Raw genomic sequence first — 14,810 nt, forward strand, 5'->3', positions numbered from 1 at the left:
GCCGGGAATAATTTTGTGCTCACATCATGAAATTATCCGCTTAAGTCTTTCCGTTTACTGTGAGCGACATTTTTACTTTTTGCAGGCAAATCTGATTTGATAACCATGAGAATCCTTTCTCTGCAGACTTAAGAGTCTGCTGTGTTTTTACCGAACTCTCATATTTATCGCCGATATTATGCGTTTCAATATCAATATCTGCATTAGCATTAAGTTGATCTGTAGCTTGAAAATGATCGCTCAAAGCGGCTTTGAGTGACTCTGCTAGCGGGCTTGTATCCAGCTCTTGCAGTTCAGATTCAAGAGTACTTAAAGCTGAATCGACGATTTTCTCAAGTTTCAGCTGGGTTTGTTTAACTTGAGCAAGAACATCATCTGCAGAGCGCAGCTGTTTTTGTTTAAAATCCGCCTCGTTGAGGTCATCATCCACTGACTCCGCCAGCTCATCACCAATAAGTAGAATATTTTGCTCCATTTCAGCTAAATTGCCATCAAACTGCTCTTGAAGCTGCTTTTGACTAGACTTTAATATCCTCATCTTTTGCTGAAGCAGTTCAAACAGTGCTTCCTGTGTCGGATCTTCAGCGGCCAACTTGCCTAGTAAATCTTCTAACTGAGTGTGTATAGCGGCTAACGGTGTAGTCACCTTGCCTAGCAAACCTCGCTCTTGGGAAAATTTGTCAATAGCTTCGATAAAGCCGCTAAAGTTGGATAGAGCCATTAACTCTGCTCTATCTTCTTCATCCTCTTCTTCCAATGACTCGAAATATGACTCTGCATCAACAAATACAATAGGAAAGTCTTCCGGTATTCTGGGTTCTAAAACCTCAGCAATCCCATTTAATTTGGTCTCCACAGTACCTGAATCGCGTTGAGATTTATTTACTACCAGAAGAATTTCTTTTTCTCTTCCTTTTGTAAAACATAGATCTCTAAATGCAGCCCCAACAACATCGTCAAACAGTTCATTTGTAATCACGTAAACCAACAAATCCGCTTGATCCATCGCTGTAAATGATGCTTCATCATGCTGCTCCCTTTCACCAGCAAGTATGCCAGGGGTATCCCATACAACCAGATCTTTGTAGTCATACTTAGTCACTTGATCGGTTGTCACGCCTGAGCCAATGGGAATGTCATCAAGTCCTGTTAATCCTTTAATTAGAGAGGATTTCCCAGAGCTATATTGGCCAACAAAAGCGATATTTAGCTTTGAATTTTGATACTCGTCTTGATTCGGAAAACTGAGGCCCAGTTCAGTTAACTCATTTCTCTTAGACAAATCAGCGATAAATGCCGACACCATTTGTTTAGCCTGATTAAACTTCAACTCTTCCATTAATGACAAACCTCTCTCATTTCATGCATTGGTTTTGCAGATAACTTGATATTACAAATAGCAGCAGCCAACATAATATTGCGTCCCTGCTTTCCAATAATCCGGCCAAGATCTTCTTCTTTAGCAAAAATGAAATACTCTCCATTTTCACCTTCGACTCGAGCCCTATCTTTTCTAAGACCCAACATATGAGAAAGCATCTTTTCTACCGAGTTTTCGTATACCACTCTAACCCGCTCACCCAAAACTGTCTGCAACGACGAGAGCAGCTCAGACTCTTTAAAATAATTGGTGACGGTGAAATAGCAAGCGTAACCGGGTTGGCGGACTATGCGTTTAAACTTTGGTTTTTGATATTTATCTGAAGCCACGATATCCATAGACCGCAGCAAGTACCTTTCGTTTATGTCATGTTCTAATTGATCAAGCTGGAGAAACGCTTTTTCTAGAGACTGAATAAACCTCTCAAGCCCCATGCAGACATCATTTAAGTCCGATTTAACCTGAAGTATCTGCTTTCGTTCGATATCCTTGTGAAACCATTTTGTGATTTCTTTAATCGAATTATCCCGTTGCACTGCTATTTCATCACGAATCTCTTTAATTCGACGACGCTTTTCCATTTGTAGCTTCTTGGTTTTTGAATCCGAGAACATTTGAAACAAACCAAACACGAAACCTGCCGCTGCTAGTCCCCAACCAATGGGATTCCAGCTATTTACAAAAGCAATGGCAGAAAGAACACCCAGCCCGGCTGCTGTCCAACCATTCATGCGTTTATAATCGACAGGATCAAATGACCTTTTACTTCCCTCCATATTGAGCTTGCCACCAAGCTCAATATTCTTAGCCATATCCCGATTGAATTGTTCAAGATCAGCAGCAAGCTCTTCAGCTATATTATTTGCCACATTTTTGCAGCGTTCTTCTAAATTAAAAGAAGCAATGTGATCTTCAAGTCTATTGCCAAAATACTTAGACTGAATATTGTCATCAACAAAACTTGATATTGACTTCATTAACGGAGCAAAAGCGCGTCCGACATCTTTTTCAATCTTATCCGGCACCCGTTTTGACTGGCGTTCGTGCCATTTATAAACACGCTTCTTGGTATTAGCATATTCCTTGAGCAGCCCTTTCACTGATTCTTTCTGGGAACGAATCAATGTCTCAAGATCATCCGTATGAGTTAATGCCGATCCTAATAGCGTTTGAACTCGCCTAGCACGGCCTTTATGCGTAATTTCATCTGTTAATAGCGTCAGAAGATTATCCATTCGACTGACTCGATAAAGATCTTCTTTTTGATCGCTATAGGCTTCCTGAGTCGACAAAAAAGCTGCTTGAGCGTGTATAGGGACAATATGGATGTATCTTGGGTTCATCCCCAGCTTTGCAGCTTCATTTCGCAACCTTTCCTTGTGCCCTTCGAGGTCTGAAGCATTGTAGATATAGCTATCGGGATCTTTTATCGCCTTTTTTCGATGAACATTCTTCTCCAGGTTTTTCTTCACATTCACAACAAATATTAAAGGCTTGTTCAACTGATAGGCGTATTTCAGCTCGGTAAATGTAGACTCCTGAATACTGTCATCGCTGAGTAAAAAGAGAATCACATCTGATTGTTCAAGAATGCTTCGTGCTATCTCTGTATCTTCCTCACCGTTATAAGCACCAAACCCTGGTGTATCTATAATACGAAGATGATTCCAGTCATACTGACGCACGTCTCGGGTCGTTCTTTGTGCCCCCATCCCTATAGTTGATCCATCTCCTCCAGTGATGGCTTCACGCATAGTGCTTTTACCCGCCATAGTGCGACCAAACAACATAACACTAAAGCTTTTTAGTGACTTTTTCTGCTGTTCTAAAGCCTTTGCTTGCTTAGCCCTGAGCAACTCATAACCGACACCCAAGCTGCTTTGAATATCAGTCAATCCCTTTGCCGCAATCTGATCCTTGGCGGTAACTTGTTCTGCCTTCCATGCAATATCGTTAAATTCATTGTTTAGGTTGTTAACAATTTGATCGCAACGCTTACTAAACTTTACTGCCGCTTTGAATTCTTCCTGAGCAATCTTTTCGCAATCCTTCAATGCTTTGCGATAAGCATCCAGCTTCTTCATATATCTATTCTCACAATGAATAATTCACTCAATTTCTACACCTATTCCCTTTCCGTCTGAATCACATTGACTGTTTCATGATTATTCATACGTGACAAAAATGAATTTTTCCGCCCTATCTGATAGAGGTTTAATTCACTCATTTTTGTATGCTTAACGGCCCGCGGATGAGCGGTGGCCGCGGGGCAAGTTTACTTGAACCTGTGGACATCCGCTCGATCCGCTTGTTGGGAGGCTCTTGCGCCGAGCAACAAGCGGATGGTATCCGCAGGCCGTTGTTGCCTGCGCGAAGCGTCCGGCAACAACAATATTTTGTCAGACATTATCCTGCAATGAATTGGCCCATATCATTACCCTTATGTATGACACAAGGTGCCCATCTCGATTTTTTGAAAAAAGTCGGAAATGACTCTGGATGAGGAAAATCTTTGCAAAAGGGACAGGATGAACTGGGTACGAGGAAGGGGGTACGAAGTGGGACCAAGCTTCGAGTCCTGAAAAAAAGTTGTCACTTTTTTGCGCTTCTCTCTCCTGGCCGACACCTTCATCTTGGTCGATTTTCTGTCATCCACATTAACATCGGCAACCGACTTTCATATGAACTGGCCTGAGCTCACCATCTGATCATTGGCACCGGCTCCGGCGTCGAAAGCGTTTCCATCAGCACCAAAGAATCTGCTGCAAGAATGGACCTCAAGGAAGGCTCGCAGATCAAGGCCATGGTCAGGGCGACCAGCGTCATGGTCGTCACCGACGAGCACTTACGCAGCATTTTTGAATCATTGAGAAATCAGGGATAGCAATCCCCCAAAAAGCCAAACAAAAACCGCCGGCACGGGTTTCCCGTACCGGCGGTTTTTGTCGAGGCATCACACTACTACGCGCTCACACACGCTCCCGAGCACTCACGCAGGGAGGTGAAATACGCTCTGGTTTCCGCGATGACCACGCCCGAGAGGCCAAGCAGCCCGATCAGGTTGGGAATGGCCATGAGACCGTTGACGATATCGGCCAGAACCCAGATCGTTTCCAGTTTGAGAAACGCTCCTGAAGCCACCAGAACGATATAGATCATTTTATAGGGCCGGATTCCACGGACACCGAAGAGATATTCAGTGCACCGCTCGCCATAGTAATTCCACCCCAGAATGGTAGTGAAGGCGAAAAAAATCAGGCCGATGGTAACGATATAATTACCAATGGTTCCAGCCAGCCCCTGGGCAAAGGCCGTATTGGTCATGGCGGCTCCGGCCAGGTCCGGAGAATTCCATACCCCGGTCATGACAAGAACGATTCCGGTCATGGTGCAGATGAGAATGGTGTCAAAAAACGTCCCGGTCATGGCAATGAGGCCCTGACGGACACAGGAATCGGTTTTGGCAGCAGCCGCGGCTATGGGAGCGCTGCCAAGGCCTGATTCATTGGAAAAAACACCCCGGGCAACCCCGCTTCTGAGAACCATCATCACGGTGACCCCGGCTGCTCCGCCAAAGGCCGCCTGGGGGTTGAAGGCCGAGTGAATGATCAGGGCAATGGTTGCTGGCAGCTGATGCACATTGAGGACCAGGATGACCAGAGAAGCCAGCACGTACAGGACCGCCATAAAGGGAACCACCTTTTTGGCCACATTGGATATGGACTGAATGCCCCCCAGGGTAACCATGGTCACGAGCACCGTGAGCACAGCGGCAACCACCCATGCCGGAATCCCAAAGGTCATGAAGGTTGCGTCCTTGATGGCGTTGACCTGGGCAAAGGTACCAATGCCGAAAAAGGCCACGGCAATGCCGAACAAGGCAAACATCCTGGCCAGCAATTTACTGCCAAGGCCGCGCTCCAGATAGTACATGGGCCCACCCGACATCTGCCCGTTGGCGTCCACAACCCGATACTTCACGGCCAGCAGGGCCTCGGCATATTTGGTGGCCATACCGAAAAACGCGGCCATCCACATCCAGAACAGGGCTCCGGGCCCGCCGGCCTTGATGGCCGTGGCCACGCCCACGATATTGCCGGTCCCGATGGTTGCGGACAAGGCAGTACACAATGCGGCAAAGGGAGAAACATCTCCCTGGCAGCCCTTGCCCTCGTCCCTGGAAAACACATACTTCAATGCCAAGGGAAGGCGCAGGACCTGAAGAAAACCAAGACGCAGGGAAAGATACATTCCGGTTCCAACAAGCAGACCAAGAAGGGGGGCACCCCAGACATAGGAATCAATGGTGCCCAACAAGGCAAGTACATCCATTTCGATCAAATCCTTGTAATTACAGGTGAACGAAAACGGATGACGCAAAGGGAGGATACAGCGGGGCAACGTGACGGGGCAATGGACAACACCCGCACCAACACTCTGTCCTTGATACCTGAGAGTTTCACCGATTTCCATCGGCTTGCTCCTTCGGTGCTCCCTTGTGGGAGTCTCTCCAGAGGCTCGTCAGACAGCTGTTCTTGAACCTGAAAGATTCACTTCTTCGGTGGTCCCTTGCCACACCAACACGCAAGGAGACGCTCTCCAGCTGCCGTCATCCGAAATACAAAAAAAGCGGAATTGCCTCTATCCATTGCTTTTATCGGATGCAAGCCTTATTTTGTGCCCGTGAACGCATCCAGCAACGCGCAGCACACTACGGGCGGGCCTGGAAGGGATATTGAAAATCCTACAATTGCGTTGGACAAAATTTCCAACAAGCCGCATTACTGGTCTGATATCAGTACATCAACCTGAAATGACTCCCCTTGCAATGCATCCGGAAAAGGAAATATTTCCGAATGACGAGTTTTTTTCATTGTCAAGGCCAAAACATTCTGTTAGAGAGCCGAAAATTTATCTGTTTAGGGGGTATGTATCTAAAATGGAAAACCTTGCAACGCAACCGAATTCCAACGCTGACGTAGACATTGACAACGAAATGGATTTTGAGACCGCTCTTGAGGATTATCTCGATTCCGATTTCGGCAATGTGCAGGTCGGCAACATCGTCACCGGCGAAGTCGTCAAGGTTGACGACAACTATGTTCTGGTAGACGTCAACTTCAAATCCGAAGGCCAGCTGCCTGTTTCCGAATTCAAGGACAGCGAAGGAAATTGTTCCGTCCATGTCGGCGACAAGGTCGATGTGTATGTGGTCTCCAAGAAAGATTCCACTGGAACGATCATCCTTTCCCACCAGAAGGCCAAGAGGATGCAGTTCCTCAACGAACTTGAGGACATTCTTGAAAACAAGAAGACCATCACCGGTCGGATCGTCCGGCGCATCAAGGGCGGCTATATCGTTGACATCAACGATATGGAGGCCTTCCTGCCCGGATCACATGTTGATCTGCGACCGGTACCAGATATGGACGCATTGGTTGACCAGAGCTTTGAATTCCGTGTTCTGAAAATCAATCGTCAGCGCAGCAATATCATTGTTTCCCGCCGCGTACTTCTTGAAGAAGCCCGGGAACAGAAACGTGCAGCCCTGCTGAGCGTTCTCGAGGAAGGACAGCTGGTCAAGGGTGTGGTCAAGAACATCACCGATTACGGTGCGTTCATTGATCTGGGAGGCCTTGACGGTCTGCTGCACATCACCGACATGTCCTGGAAACGGATCAAGCATCCCAAGGAGCTCGTCCAGCTGGGCGACGAACTGGAACTCAAGGTGCTCAAGTTCGACAAGGAAAAGCAGAAGGTCTCTCTGGGCCTCAAGCAGCTCATTCCTGATCCGTGGGAAAACATCTCGGAAAAATATCCCGCAGAAACCAGATGCACCGGCAAGGTGACCAACCTGGTGGACTATGGCGCTTTTGTGGAACTGGAGCCCGGTGTTGAAGGTCTGGTTCACATTTCCGAAATGTCCTGGACCCGCAAACTCAGACACCCCTCCCAGATGGTCAACCTCGGTGATGAAGTCGAAGTGGTCATTTTGGGTGTAGAACCCGAGAAAAAGCGCATCTCCCTGGGCATGAAGCAGGTCAGCCCCAATCCTTGGGATCTGGTTGCCGAAAAGTATCCTTCCGGAACCATCATCGAAGCCCCCATCAAGAGCATCACGGATTTTGGTCTGTTCATTGGTATCGAAGAAGGTATCGACGGTCTCATCCATGTCTCGGATCTCTCCTGGACCAAGAAGATCCACCATCCCAACGAGCTCTACAAGGTCGGTGACATTGTCCAGGCCAAAGTGCTCCTGGTGGACAAGGAAAACGAGAAGTTCACCCTGGGTATCAAGCAGCTTGCCGATGACCCCTGGCTGGACGTTCCCAACAGATACCCCGTGGGAAGCACGGTCAACGGCGTGATCACCAACATCACGGATTTCGGTCTGTTCGTGGAAGTGGAAGAAGGCATCGAAGGTTTGGTGCACATCTCCGAAATGGGCAAGAAGATCAAGGACCCCAAGGAAGCCTTCAAGGAAGGGGAAACCATCGAAGCCCAGGTCATTCATGTCAGCTCGGATGATCACAAGCTCGGCCTGTCCATCAAGCAGCAGCAGAAGGAAGTGGCCAAGAAACAGGCCGCTGCAGCTGGTGGCAGCAACCTGGGCGATCTCATCAAGCAGAAGATGGAAGAAGAAGGCATGTAAGCCTGATCCTTGCCGTCCATGGCAAACTCAAAAGGCCGCATCCACACGGATGCGGCCTTTTTTTTGGATGACAATCCGGCACATTGGGCCATATAACCAGCGCGCATGTCGTTTTTTTGCAAACGACATGCGCGCTGGTCCTTTATGAAGCATTTTACAAGGAGTGGTTTGCAATGACAGCCGTATGGACAGCCTTCGGGCTTACCTTGTTTGCCGGTTTGGCAACCGGTATTGGCAGCGCCATCGCCTTTACGGCCAAGCGGACCAATTACCGTTTCCTGTCTGTGGCAACGGGATTTTCCGCAGGGGTCATGCTCTATGTGTCCTTTATTGAAATTTTTTCCAAAGGACGTGACGCCCTGGTGAGCGTCTATGGCGACCCGTGGGGTTATTGGGCCAATGTGGGCTCCTTTTTTGCCGGGATACTGGTGATCGGTCTCATTGACGCCTTGATCCCCGAGGCCGAAAACCCCCATGAGGTTCACAGCGAAATGGAAACCGCGCCCCTCCATGATCCTTCAGCCCCCTTGCCTGATTTTGAGGCCATAGCCCGCACCAGGGATCGCGGCCTCGGGACCCATGTGCACCCCAAGGGGACCAGACTCATGCGCATGGGACTGTTTACCGCTCTGGCCATTGGCATTCACAATTTTCCCGAAGGTCTGGCCACTTTTCTGGCCGCCCTGCAGGATCCGGCTCTGGGGATAGCCATTGCCATAGCCATTGCCCTGCACAATATCCCGGAAGGAATCAGTGTTTCCGTGCCCATATTCTATGCAACCGGAGACAGGAAAAAGGCCTTTGTCTACTCCATGCTCAGTGGTCTGGCAGAACCTGTGGGAGCGGGCATTGCCTATGCGGCCATGCGTCTTTTTATGGGAGGCGACGCCATCCCGGGCCAGGTCATGGGCTTCTTGTTCGGTGGTGTTGCCGGAATCATGGTCTACATCAGTCTCGACGAACTCCTGCCCACCAGCCGAGCCTACGGGCAAGGCCACGACAGCCTTTTGGGCCTGCTGGCCGGCATGGCCATCATGGCCTTGAGTCTGCTGCTCATGCGCTAGGAAACATCACCGGCAGTTATTCTTCCCGGGCTTCAGGAAAAATGGTTCCGATGGGAAGATGCGGAATGATCACCCGTTCCAGATCCCTGTACCCGGGGCGCCAGATGGTGGCGGCTGGTTTTCGTACGCGTGTATGGGGAGTCAGGCTCAACCGAGTGATATTCCCTGGATTGGCCCAGCAGGTCATCCCCTTGGTAACGGAAGGCTGGGGACGATGGATATGCCCGTTGACCACCCAATGGACTCCGGGAATTTCCACCAGGGGTACGGGCTTGTCCCTGAAATCAGGAAACGCCACATTGTGATGACTGATCCACATGACCATGGTGTCTTTAGGCCCCTTGACCGAGGACGGCAATGCATACCCGTCGGGAGAAGCACCCAGCACAAGGCGCTGCCCGCCTGTTACCAGCCTGAATACCGGACCTGGTTGCCCAATGAGATGGATCGCCCCCCGTGTGTGCAAATGCATGAGGGAGACATCCGGCGTAACGGTCCTGGCACCCAGATGTTTATCGTGATTGCCCACCAGAACCCACGGCACATGCGCCTTGAACATCGTGGTAAGCTCCTCAAGCAGAGAAGAAGAATTGTCCACAGGCACGTGGAGCAGATCACCGAGAAAAATCGGAATCAAATGGTGTTTTCTGGCCGTACGCAGACAAAAACGCACTTTGGCCAGAATCTGCTTGCGATAATTTCCCACCCGGTCATTGGGCGGATGATCGGCCACATGAGGGTCGGCCACAAAAAGCAATCCCTTGGCCCGAACCTCGGGGACCGAGGCATCCTGTTCATTTCCTATTAATATATCCATGAAATTTCTGCCGGTTTCTCCTGCTGCGTTTATGATACGTGTTGATAAAATAGGACCAAGAGCCTCACAACGCATGAAAGTGCTCACATTCTCATTCCATGAGTTGTTCAACAAAACATCCTAACCATGAGGGGTCCTCGAATATTCTCAAGGGATAAGTCACCCGGCACAACCTGCCACGCCTTTTCCTGTGGTTGACAACCGCCACGAGTTAGCCCATGCTAATAGAGTTTTCCATATCTTCGGACACAAAATTCCATCATCCAACTCCAACCATGAGGAATACAATGCCATACTCGAACCTGCAACGTTATCCCCAAACGATATGGCGCTCTGTGCACAACGGGCTGAACCGCATGGGAATTCATCCCCTTGTGGCCCTTGGGTGTGTGCTTCTCCTGATCATCATCCCCCGTCTGGTTATTCTTGCGGTCTTTGTGTACGCGGGTTACTGGCTGTATCGCAACGGCGTCTTTTCCGGCCATGGACCAACGACCCGCGCCAAGGGCTGCCATGGACGGGGAGGTGGCAGAAGAAAAGGCCGAAGATGATCAATGACCTTGGAAAGTCATGAATAACGAACAAAAACATGCCTTGATCACCAGCATTCTGGTCCTTGCTCTTTTGATTGGCGGCGCAGTGATGTTCACCATGTTCCAGAGCCTGCAAACCATGGCCATGGCGGGTCTGCTCCTGTTGGCCGGAATCGGTTGCTGGGTCCAGGGACGATCTGCTGGTTCTTCAAAACCCCGATCTTGCGAAAAATCAGGGTCCTCGGCAAGCCCAAAGGATCCGCAATGACGTAATGGCGCTCTCTTCCCTTTGTCTTCACGGGTTGCCCCCTGGGAATGACACCACAAAGGGCATTCTGATCCTGCCCCCATTTTACAAACCCGCTTTATGGTGAAAACGCCAATGGTCCGGCAATGCTGCCGGACCATTGGCGTTTTCTTTTCAAGACAGGTTGGCAACCACCGCTATTACTGCATTTCCAGAACCAGAGATCCCCTGGCATTGCCCACCAGAATGTCCTCGGCCTTGCGCACCTGCGCATATTCTGCCGGGCCGATGACCGTGGGCACGGCAACGGCCTGAATCTCCATTTCCAGGGCCTGGGGAGGCACATGGGCCAGTTTCCCGGACCGCGATGGCAATACCTGGGTATGCACGCGAATTCCCCCGGCCCTGCCAATGGGCAGGAAAAGATCCCGGGCGGGCAAAACAAGAATTCTTTCAGTACCCTGAGGCAACTCGACGCGAATGCCAATGGTTGTTTTCCGGTCCAGATCCCGCAACAGGGGATTGGTCCGGGTACGTCCATCAACCCCGGCAATATCTCTGATCATGCCCGGAAGATCCACATACAAGAATTTTCCCTGACGGATGCCCATGGCGGGCACTTGAACCGCCAGAACTTCTTTGCCGGGATATGAGGCAAAATCCTCTTCGTATCGGGTCATCACCCCGTTCAGGCTGATGGTTCCCGTCTGCTCCTGCCGATACCTGGCCGCCATTTCCGGAGACATCTCGGCAAGCATTCTGTGGTAGGTATTGTACATGGTTCCCCGGAAAACCCGGGTTCGGGTGACAAGGGCATCCCCGTTTGCCTTGAGATCAAGGACATAGTCCACGTCCAGAGCATCACCCCTCCCTTTGGCAGCCATGATGGTCGTCAAGCGACCACTGGGCAGTTCAAGACCTGCTCGCCCCTGCAGGGCCGTACTGCCAAGGGCCGCATATTCATCCGTGTCATTCAGATAGATGGTACCCTCGCCCACACGGACCCTCACAAGGACCTGGTCCAGCCAGTCACGGGCAACATATTCCCGCATGAATTCCTGCAAAGCCGGTACAGAAGGCGCATTGCCGGCAATGACAAAAGACGGCTCAAACCCCGCGGCCTTGAGCATGGCATAGAAGACAGTGGCCCGGTCGGCAGAGCAACCATATCCCGCCTGCACAACCCTGTCGGCCCCAAAGGTCGCCTCCATGGGATAGGTATCGGTTCCCGGCCCCTTCAAAAGGATATTTCTGGACACAAAATCCCGGATCAAGCGGATTTTTTCCAGATCATCGGCCGCATGGGCAACCAGCTTCCTGGCTGTGACAGCGGCCTGTTGGCCCTGGCGAGCCGCATCTTCCAGCAGGCGGCCAAGGTTTGCCGCCACTTCAGGCCATGTTTTTGAGGTCAAGGCCACAACAGGTTGAAATGCATACGCCGGGGGCAGATCGTTTTCCTGGGCCACCGGAGCCACGTGGCGGGCCGTAAAGGTGTAGGTCACCCGACCATCCCGGGCATGCCTTGATTGTTCGATGATCTTCCGGGGTTCCCTGACCCAATATCTGGCCAGTCCCCACCCCTGATCAGCAGCAAAAACCCTCACCTTCAAGGTATCGGGCAGCTGAATCCGCACTGTTTTGTGCACAACCGGATATTCGCCCGACATGACCTCTTTCATGGCAAAAAAATCACCCTGTTTGACCACCCTTTCCAGGGTATAGTCGATCACCGAGCCCTGTTCCACCCCGGGCAGACCAGCCACCAGGGTCTTGGCCGCAGGATACATGGGCGCTTCTCCCACCCAGGGAGCATCCATGAGATTGATCTCCTGGGGTTCGATGGTCTTGACGGTTCCATCCCTGCCCGTAACCGTGGCATTGACAAGGCGAACCTGTTCATGGGCCGGGGTGAAGTCCACCCGGATCTCGCTGTTCTTTTTCTTGCCCGCATAGGTGAGAATTCTGGTTCGCACATGATCCCTGCGCACCCAGGCATGGTCATTGCTGACCCGAACATCCACATCATGGTGCAACACCACGGCATCGGGATTGAACGATCCATACCAGGCCGCCATGTCGGACTCTTCTTTTGGGGCAGCAAACAGGCATCTGCTTCGTTCGTAAATTTCCTGCCGGGCCAGGCTCTTTTGCAGGGCAAGATACTGAGCAGGGGAATATTCAGGGAGATTCAGGGTAAACAGATGCCGGGCAACAAGATTTCCGTCCTGGAGGGTGAACAACCGGGTGAAGTCGGTCTCCCGGGACTGCTCGGTCACGGGATCAGGAGCGCTGAGCAAGGGACCCACCGTGTCCCCGAGGTGAATGCGTACACGTTCATCCACCCCGCAGGCATACTGGGTGAACAGGGGATACCGTCGTTTTTTGAGACCCATCTTGTCGATGAGCATCCGGGCCACGCCCACATGACGACCCAAAAAGAGAGAGGGAAGCATGTGGGTTTCCTGCTTGCCGGTCAGGAAGCGGTCCATCTGAAAATCAAGACGGACGGTCAACGTCTCGGACGTATCCATGATGTTATCGGGCGATACCTTCATGGCAAGCAACCGGGCTCCGGGGTATCCCTTCTTGAGTACGTTTTCAAAATAGGCCCGCTGTTTTTCCCGAGGGGAACGGGCAAAAAATCCCCGGTAGGCGCTGTCGTTGATCCCGTTGAACGTCAGTACGGTTGTGGCATTGAGGCCGCCGTCCTCGTGCAGTTCTCCGGAGGTCTTGATGCACAGCATGTTCTCCCTTGCCGGGACAATGGGACTGGTGCGCAGGGAATCACCCTCGGGGGTGGCCACAAGATAACTGCAATTGTTCAGATAGGGAGGAAAAAGATCCCGTGTGTGTTCGTCCGTGGAATCCATGAGCACCATGTGCCCATTGTCCAAACGCGCACAGCTGACCGCATGGTTGAAAAAAGGCAGGGGGATTTCAGGGTCCTTTTGGGGCCCGGACATGATGAGCACAGGATAGGCATCAAACCCGGCCAAACGGAGCATGGACACCAGGAGCGCGGCCTTGTCCCTGCAGACCCCGGCCCGGCGATCAAAAGTCATGCTCGCGGGATGGGGTTCATAGCCTGGTGCCGTTGTTTCCAGTGTCAGGCCGAGATAGCGGATTTCCTGGGAAACCCAGGTAAAAATCGCCTGGATGCGTTCCATGGGGTCATCCACCCCGTCCACCAACTCATGCACCTTTTTCTGCATGGCCGGAGTGACCTGATCCAAATGGGGTTTGGACAGCTGCCAGTACCAACGGGAAATCCATTCCCAATGGGGGATGGTACTCACCAGGACCCGTTGAGCCACCGTATGAAAGGACGGCATGTCCGGCTCGGGAAAGGCCTGGGGAATATCCCGGCCTTCCCAGACATGAACAATCTCATCGCCCACACGTTCCTGTGTATGGGTCAGGGTTGTCCCCACCTTGTCCCGAATGGCCATGCGGGCCAGAGGCAGAGAAGCAGGGCCTGTCAACGTATATTTTTTGTGCAGGATGGGCGAGGTACTTTCAAACAGAATGAGATCGCTGAAGCTTCCGGGCACGCGCACCTTGGCAAAAACATCCTCAATGGAGTAATGAACCACGTCCCCCACCTGGAGATCAGGCACATGGAGCATAAGTATCTTGTCATTGGGGTTGTAGATGTTGGCATCCATCTGGCTGCGATCGATCATCACTCGGGAGTTGGCCTCAATATCCACGGGAACAACCGATCCGTCGGGACGGATGACCTCGACCTTGTCGAACCGGGTGGTATTGTAGGGGATGGTGAACCAGGAGGACAGAGAGCGGGAAGCGTCAACACCCTCACGAGTCAGGACTTTCTGATAGGTTTCATCTCGCTGCACATAGGTTCCGTCTTCCTGATACTTGACCCATGTATGGCTTTCCACAATGACCGAGTCGGCATTGGGGTAAGCCTCGGGTGTAACCCGGGCAGCCGCGGCCAGGGCCTGATCCCGATCAATGAGGACCAAAGGGGCTTCAACACCGGCAAAAGCCTGGGAAAAGGTCCAGAGAACCAGACACACAACGTGCAGAACAAGAAAGTGACGCATGGACATGGGTCTTGTTTTCATCACCAATGTACCTCCCGAATCACAATAA

9 protein-coding genes and 1 riboswitch are annotated in these 14,810 nt (G+C 51.2%); of the genes, 4 read left to right on the forward strand and 5 right to left on the reverse strand.

Annotation, left to right across the window (positions count from 1 at the left end):
* Positions 1–40 precede the first annotated feature (40 nt).
* The 3 genes from DPF_RS02140 to DPF_RS02155 form a co-directional block, all read right to left on the reverse strand.
* Positions 41–1,339, reverse strand: a complete 1,299-nt coding sequence (locus DPF_RS02140) for a GTPase domain-containing protein (protein WP_069857230.1) — start codon at positions 1,337–1,339, stop codon at positions 41–43.
* Positions 1,339–3,465 (reverse strand): GTPase, encoded by a 2,127-nt coding sequence (locus DPF_RS02145; RefSeq protein ID WP_069857231.1) that lies wholly within the window; start codon positions 3,463–3,465, stop codon positions 1,339–1,341. The genes DPF_RS02140 and DPF_RS02145 overlap by 1 nt, the downstream gene beginning before the upstream one ends.
* Positions 3,466–4,342: 877 nt before the next feature.
* A complete protein-coding gene (locus DPF_RS02155) occupies positions 4,343–5,713 on the reverse strand; it encodes an alanine/glycine:cation symporter family protein (RefSeq protein WP_069857233.1) in 1,371 nt (456 codons plus the stop codon).
* Between the two features lie 95 nt (positions 5,714–5,808).
* Positions 5,809–5,905, reverse strand: a riboswitch (glycine riboswitch).
* A gap of 415 nt (positions 5,906–6,320) precedes the next feature.
* On the opposite strand from DPF_RS02155, the gene DPF_RS02160 reads away from it, so the two are divergent.
* Entirely contained in the window at positions 6,321–8,033 is a 1,713-nt protein-coding gene (locus DPF_RS02160) for a 30S ribosomal protein S1 (RefSeq protein WP_069857234.1), read from the forward strand.
* A 173-nt stretch (positions 8,034–8,206) separates the two neighbouring features.
* Entirely contained in the window at positions 8,207–9,097 is an 891-nt protein-coding gene (gene zupT, locus DPF_RS02165) for a zinc transporter ZupT (RefSeq protein ID WP_069857235.1), read from the forward strand.
* A 16-nt stretch (positions 9,098–9,113) separates the two neighbouring features.
* Here zupT and DPF_RS02170 read toward each other — a convergent pair whose 3' ends face one another.
* On the reverse strand, positions 9,114–9,914 hold the full coding sequence (locus DPF_RS02170; RefSeq protein WP_069857236.1) for a metallophosphoesterase: 801 nt from the start codon (positions 9,912–9,914) through the stop codon (positions 9,114–9,116).
* 356 nt (positions 9,915–10,270) lie between these two features.
* Between DPF_RS02170 and DPF_RS02175 the strand changes: the two genes are divergently transcribed.
* Both DPF_RS02175 and DPF_RS02180 read left to right on the forward strand, forming a co-directional pair.
* A complete protein-coding gene (locus tag DPF_RS02175) occupies positions 10,271–10,465 on the forward strand; it encodes a hypothetical protein (RefSeq protein WP_141721042.1) in 195 nt (64 codons plus the stop codon).
* A 19-nt stretch (positions 10,466–10,484) separates the two neighbouring features.
* Positions 10,485–10,715: a hypothetical protein gene (locus tag DPF_RS02180; RefSeq protein ID WP_069857238.1), complete on the forward strand. Its 231-nt coding sequence runs from the start codon at positions 10,485–10,487 to the stop codon at positions 10,713–10,715.
* 179 nt (positions 10,716–10,894) lie between these two features.
* Here the strand turns inward: DPF_RS02180 and DPF_RS02185 are convergent, their stop codons facing one another.
* Entirely contained in the window at positions 10,895–14,782 is a 3,888-nt protein-coding gene (locus tag DPF_RS02185) for a DUF3857 domain-containing protein (RefSeq protein ID WP_069857239.1), read from the reverse strand.
* Between the last annotated feature and the right edge of the window lie 28 nt (positions 14,783–14,810).

The organism is Desulfoplanes formicivorans, assembly GCF_001748225.1.
GTDB lineage: Bacteria > Desulfobacterota > Desulfovibrionia > Desulfovibrionales > Desulfomicrobiaceae > Desulfoplanes > Desulfoplanes formicivorans.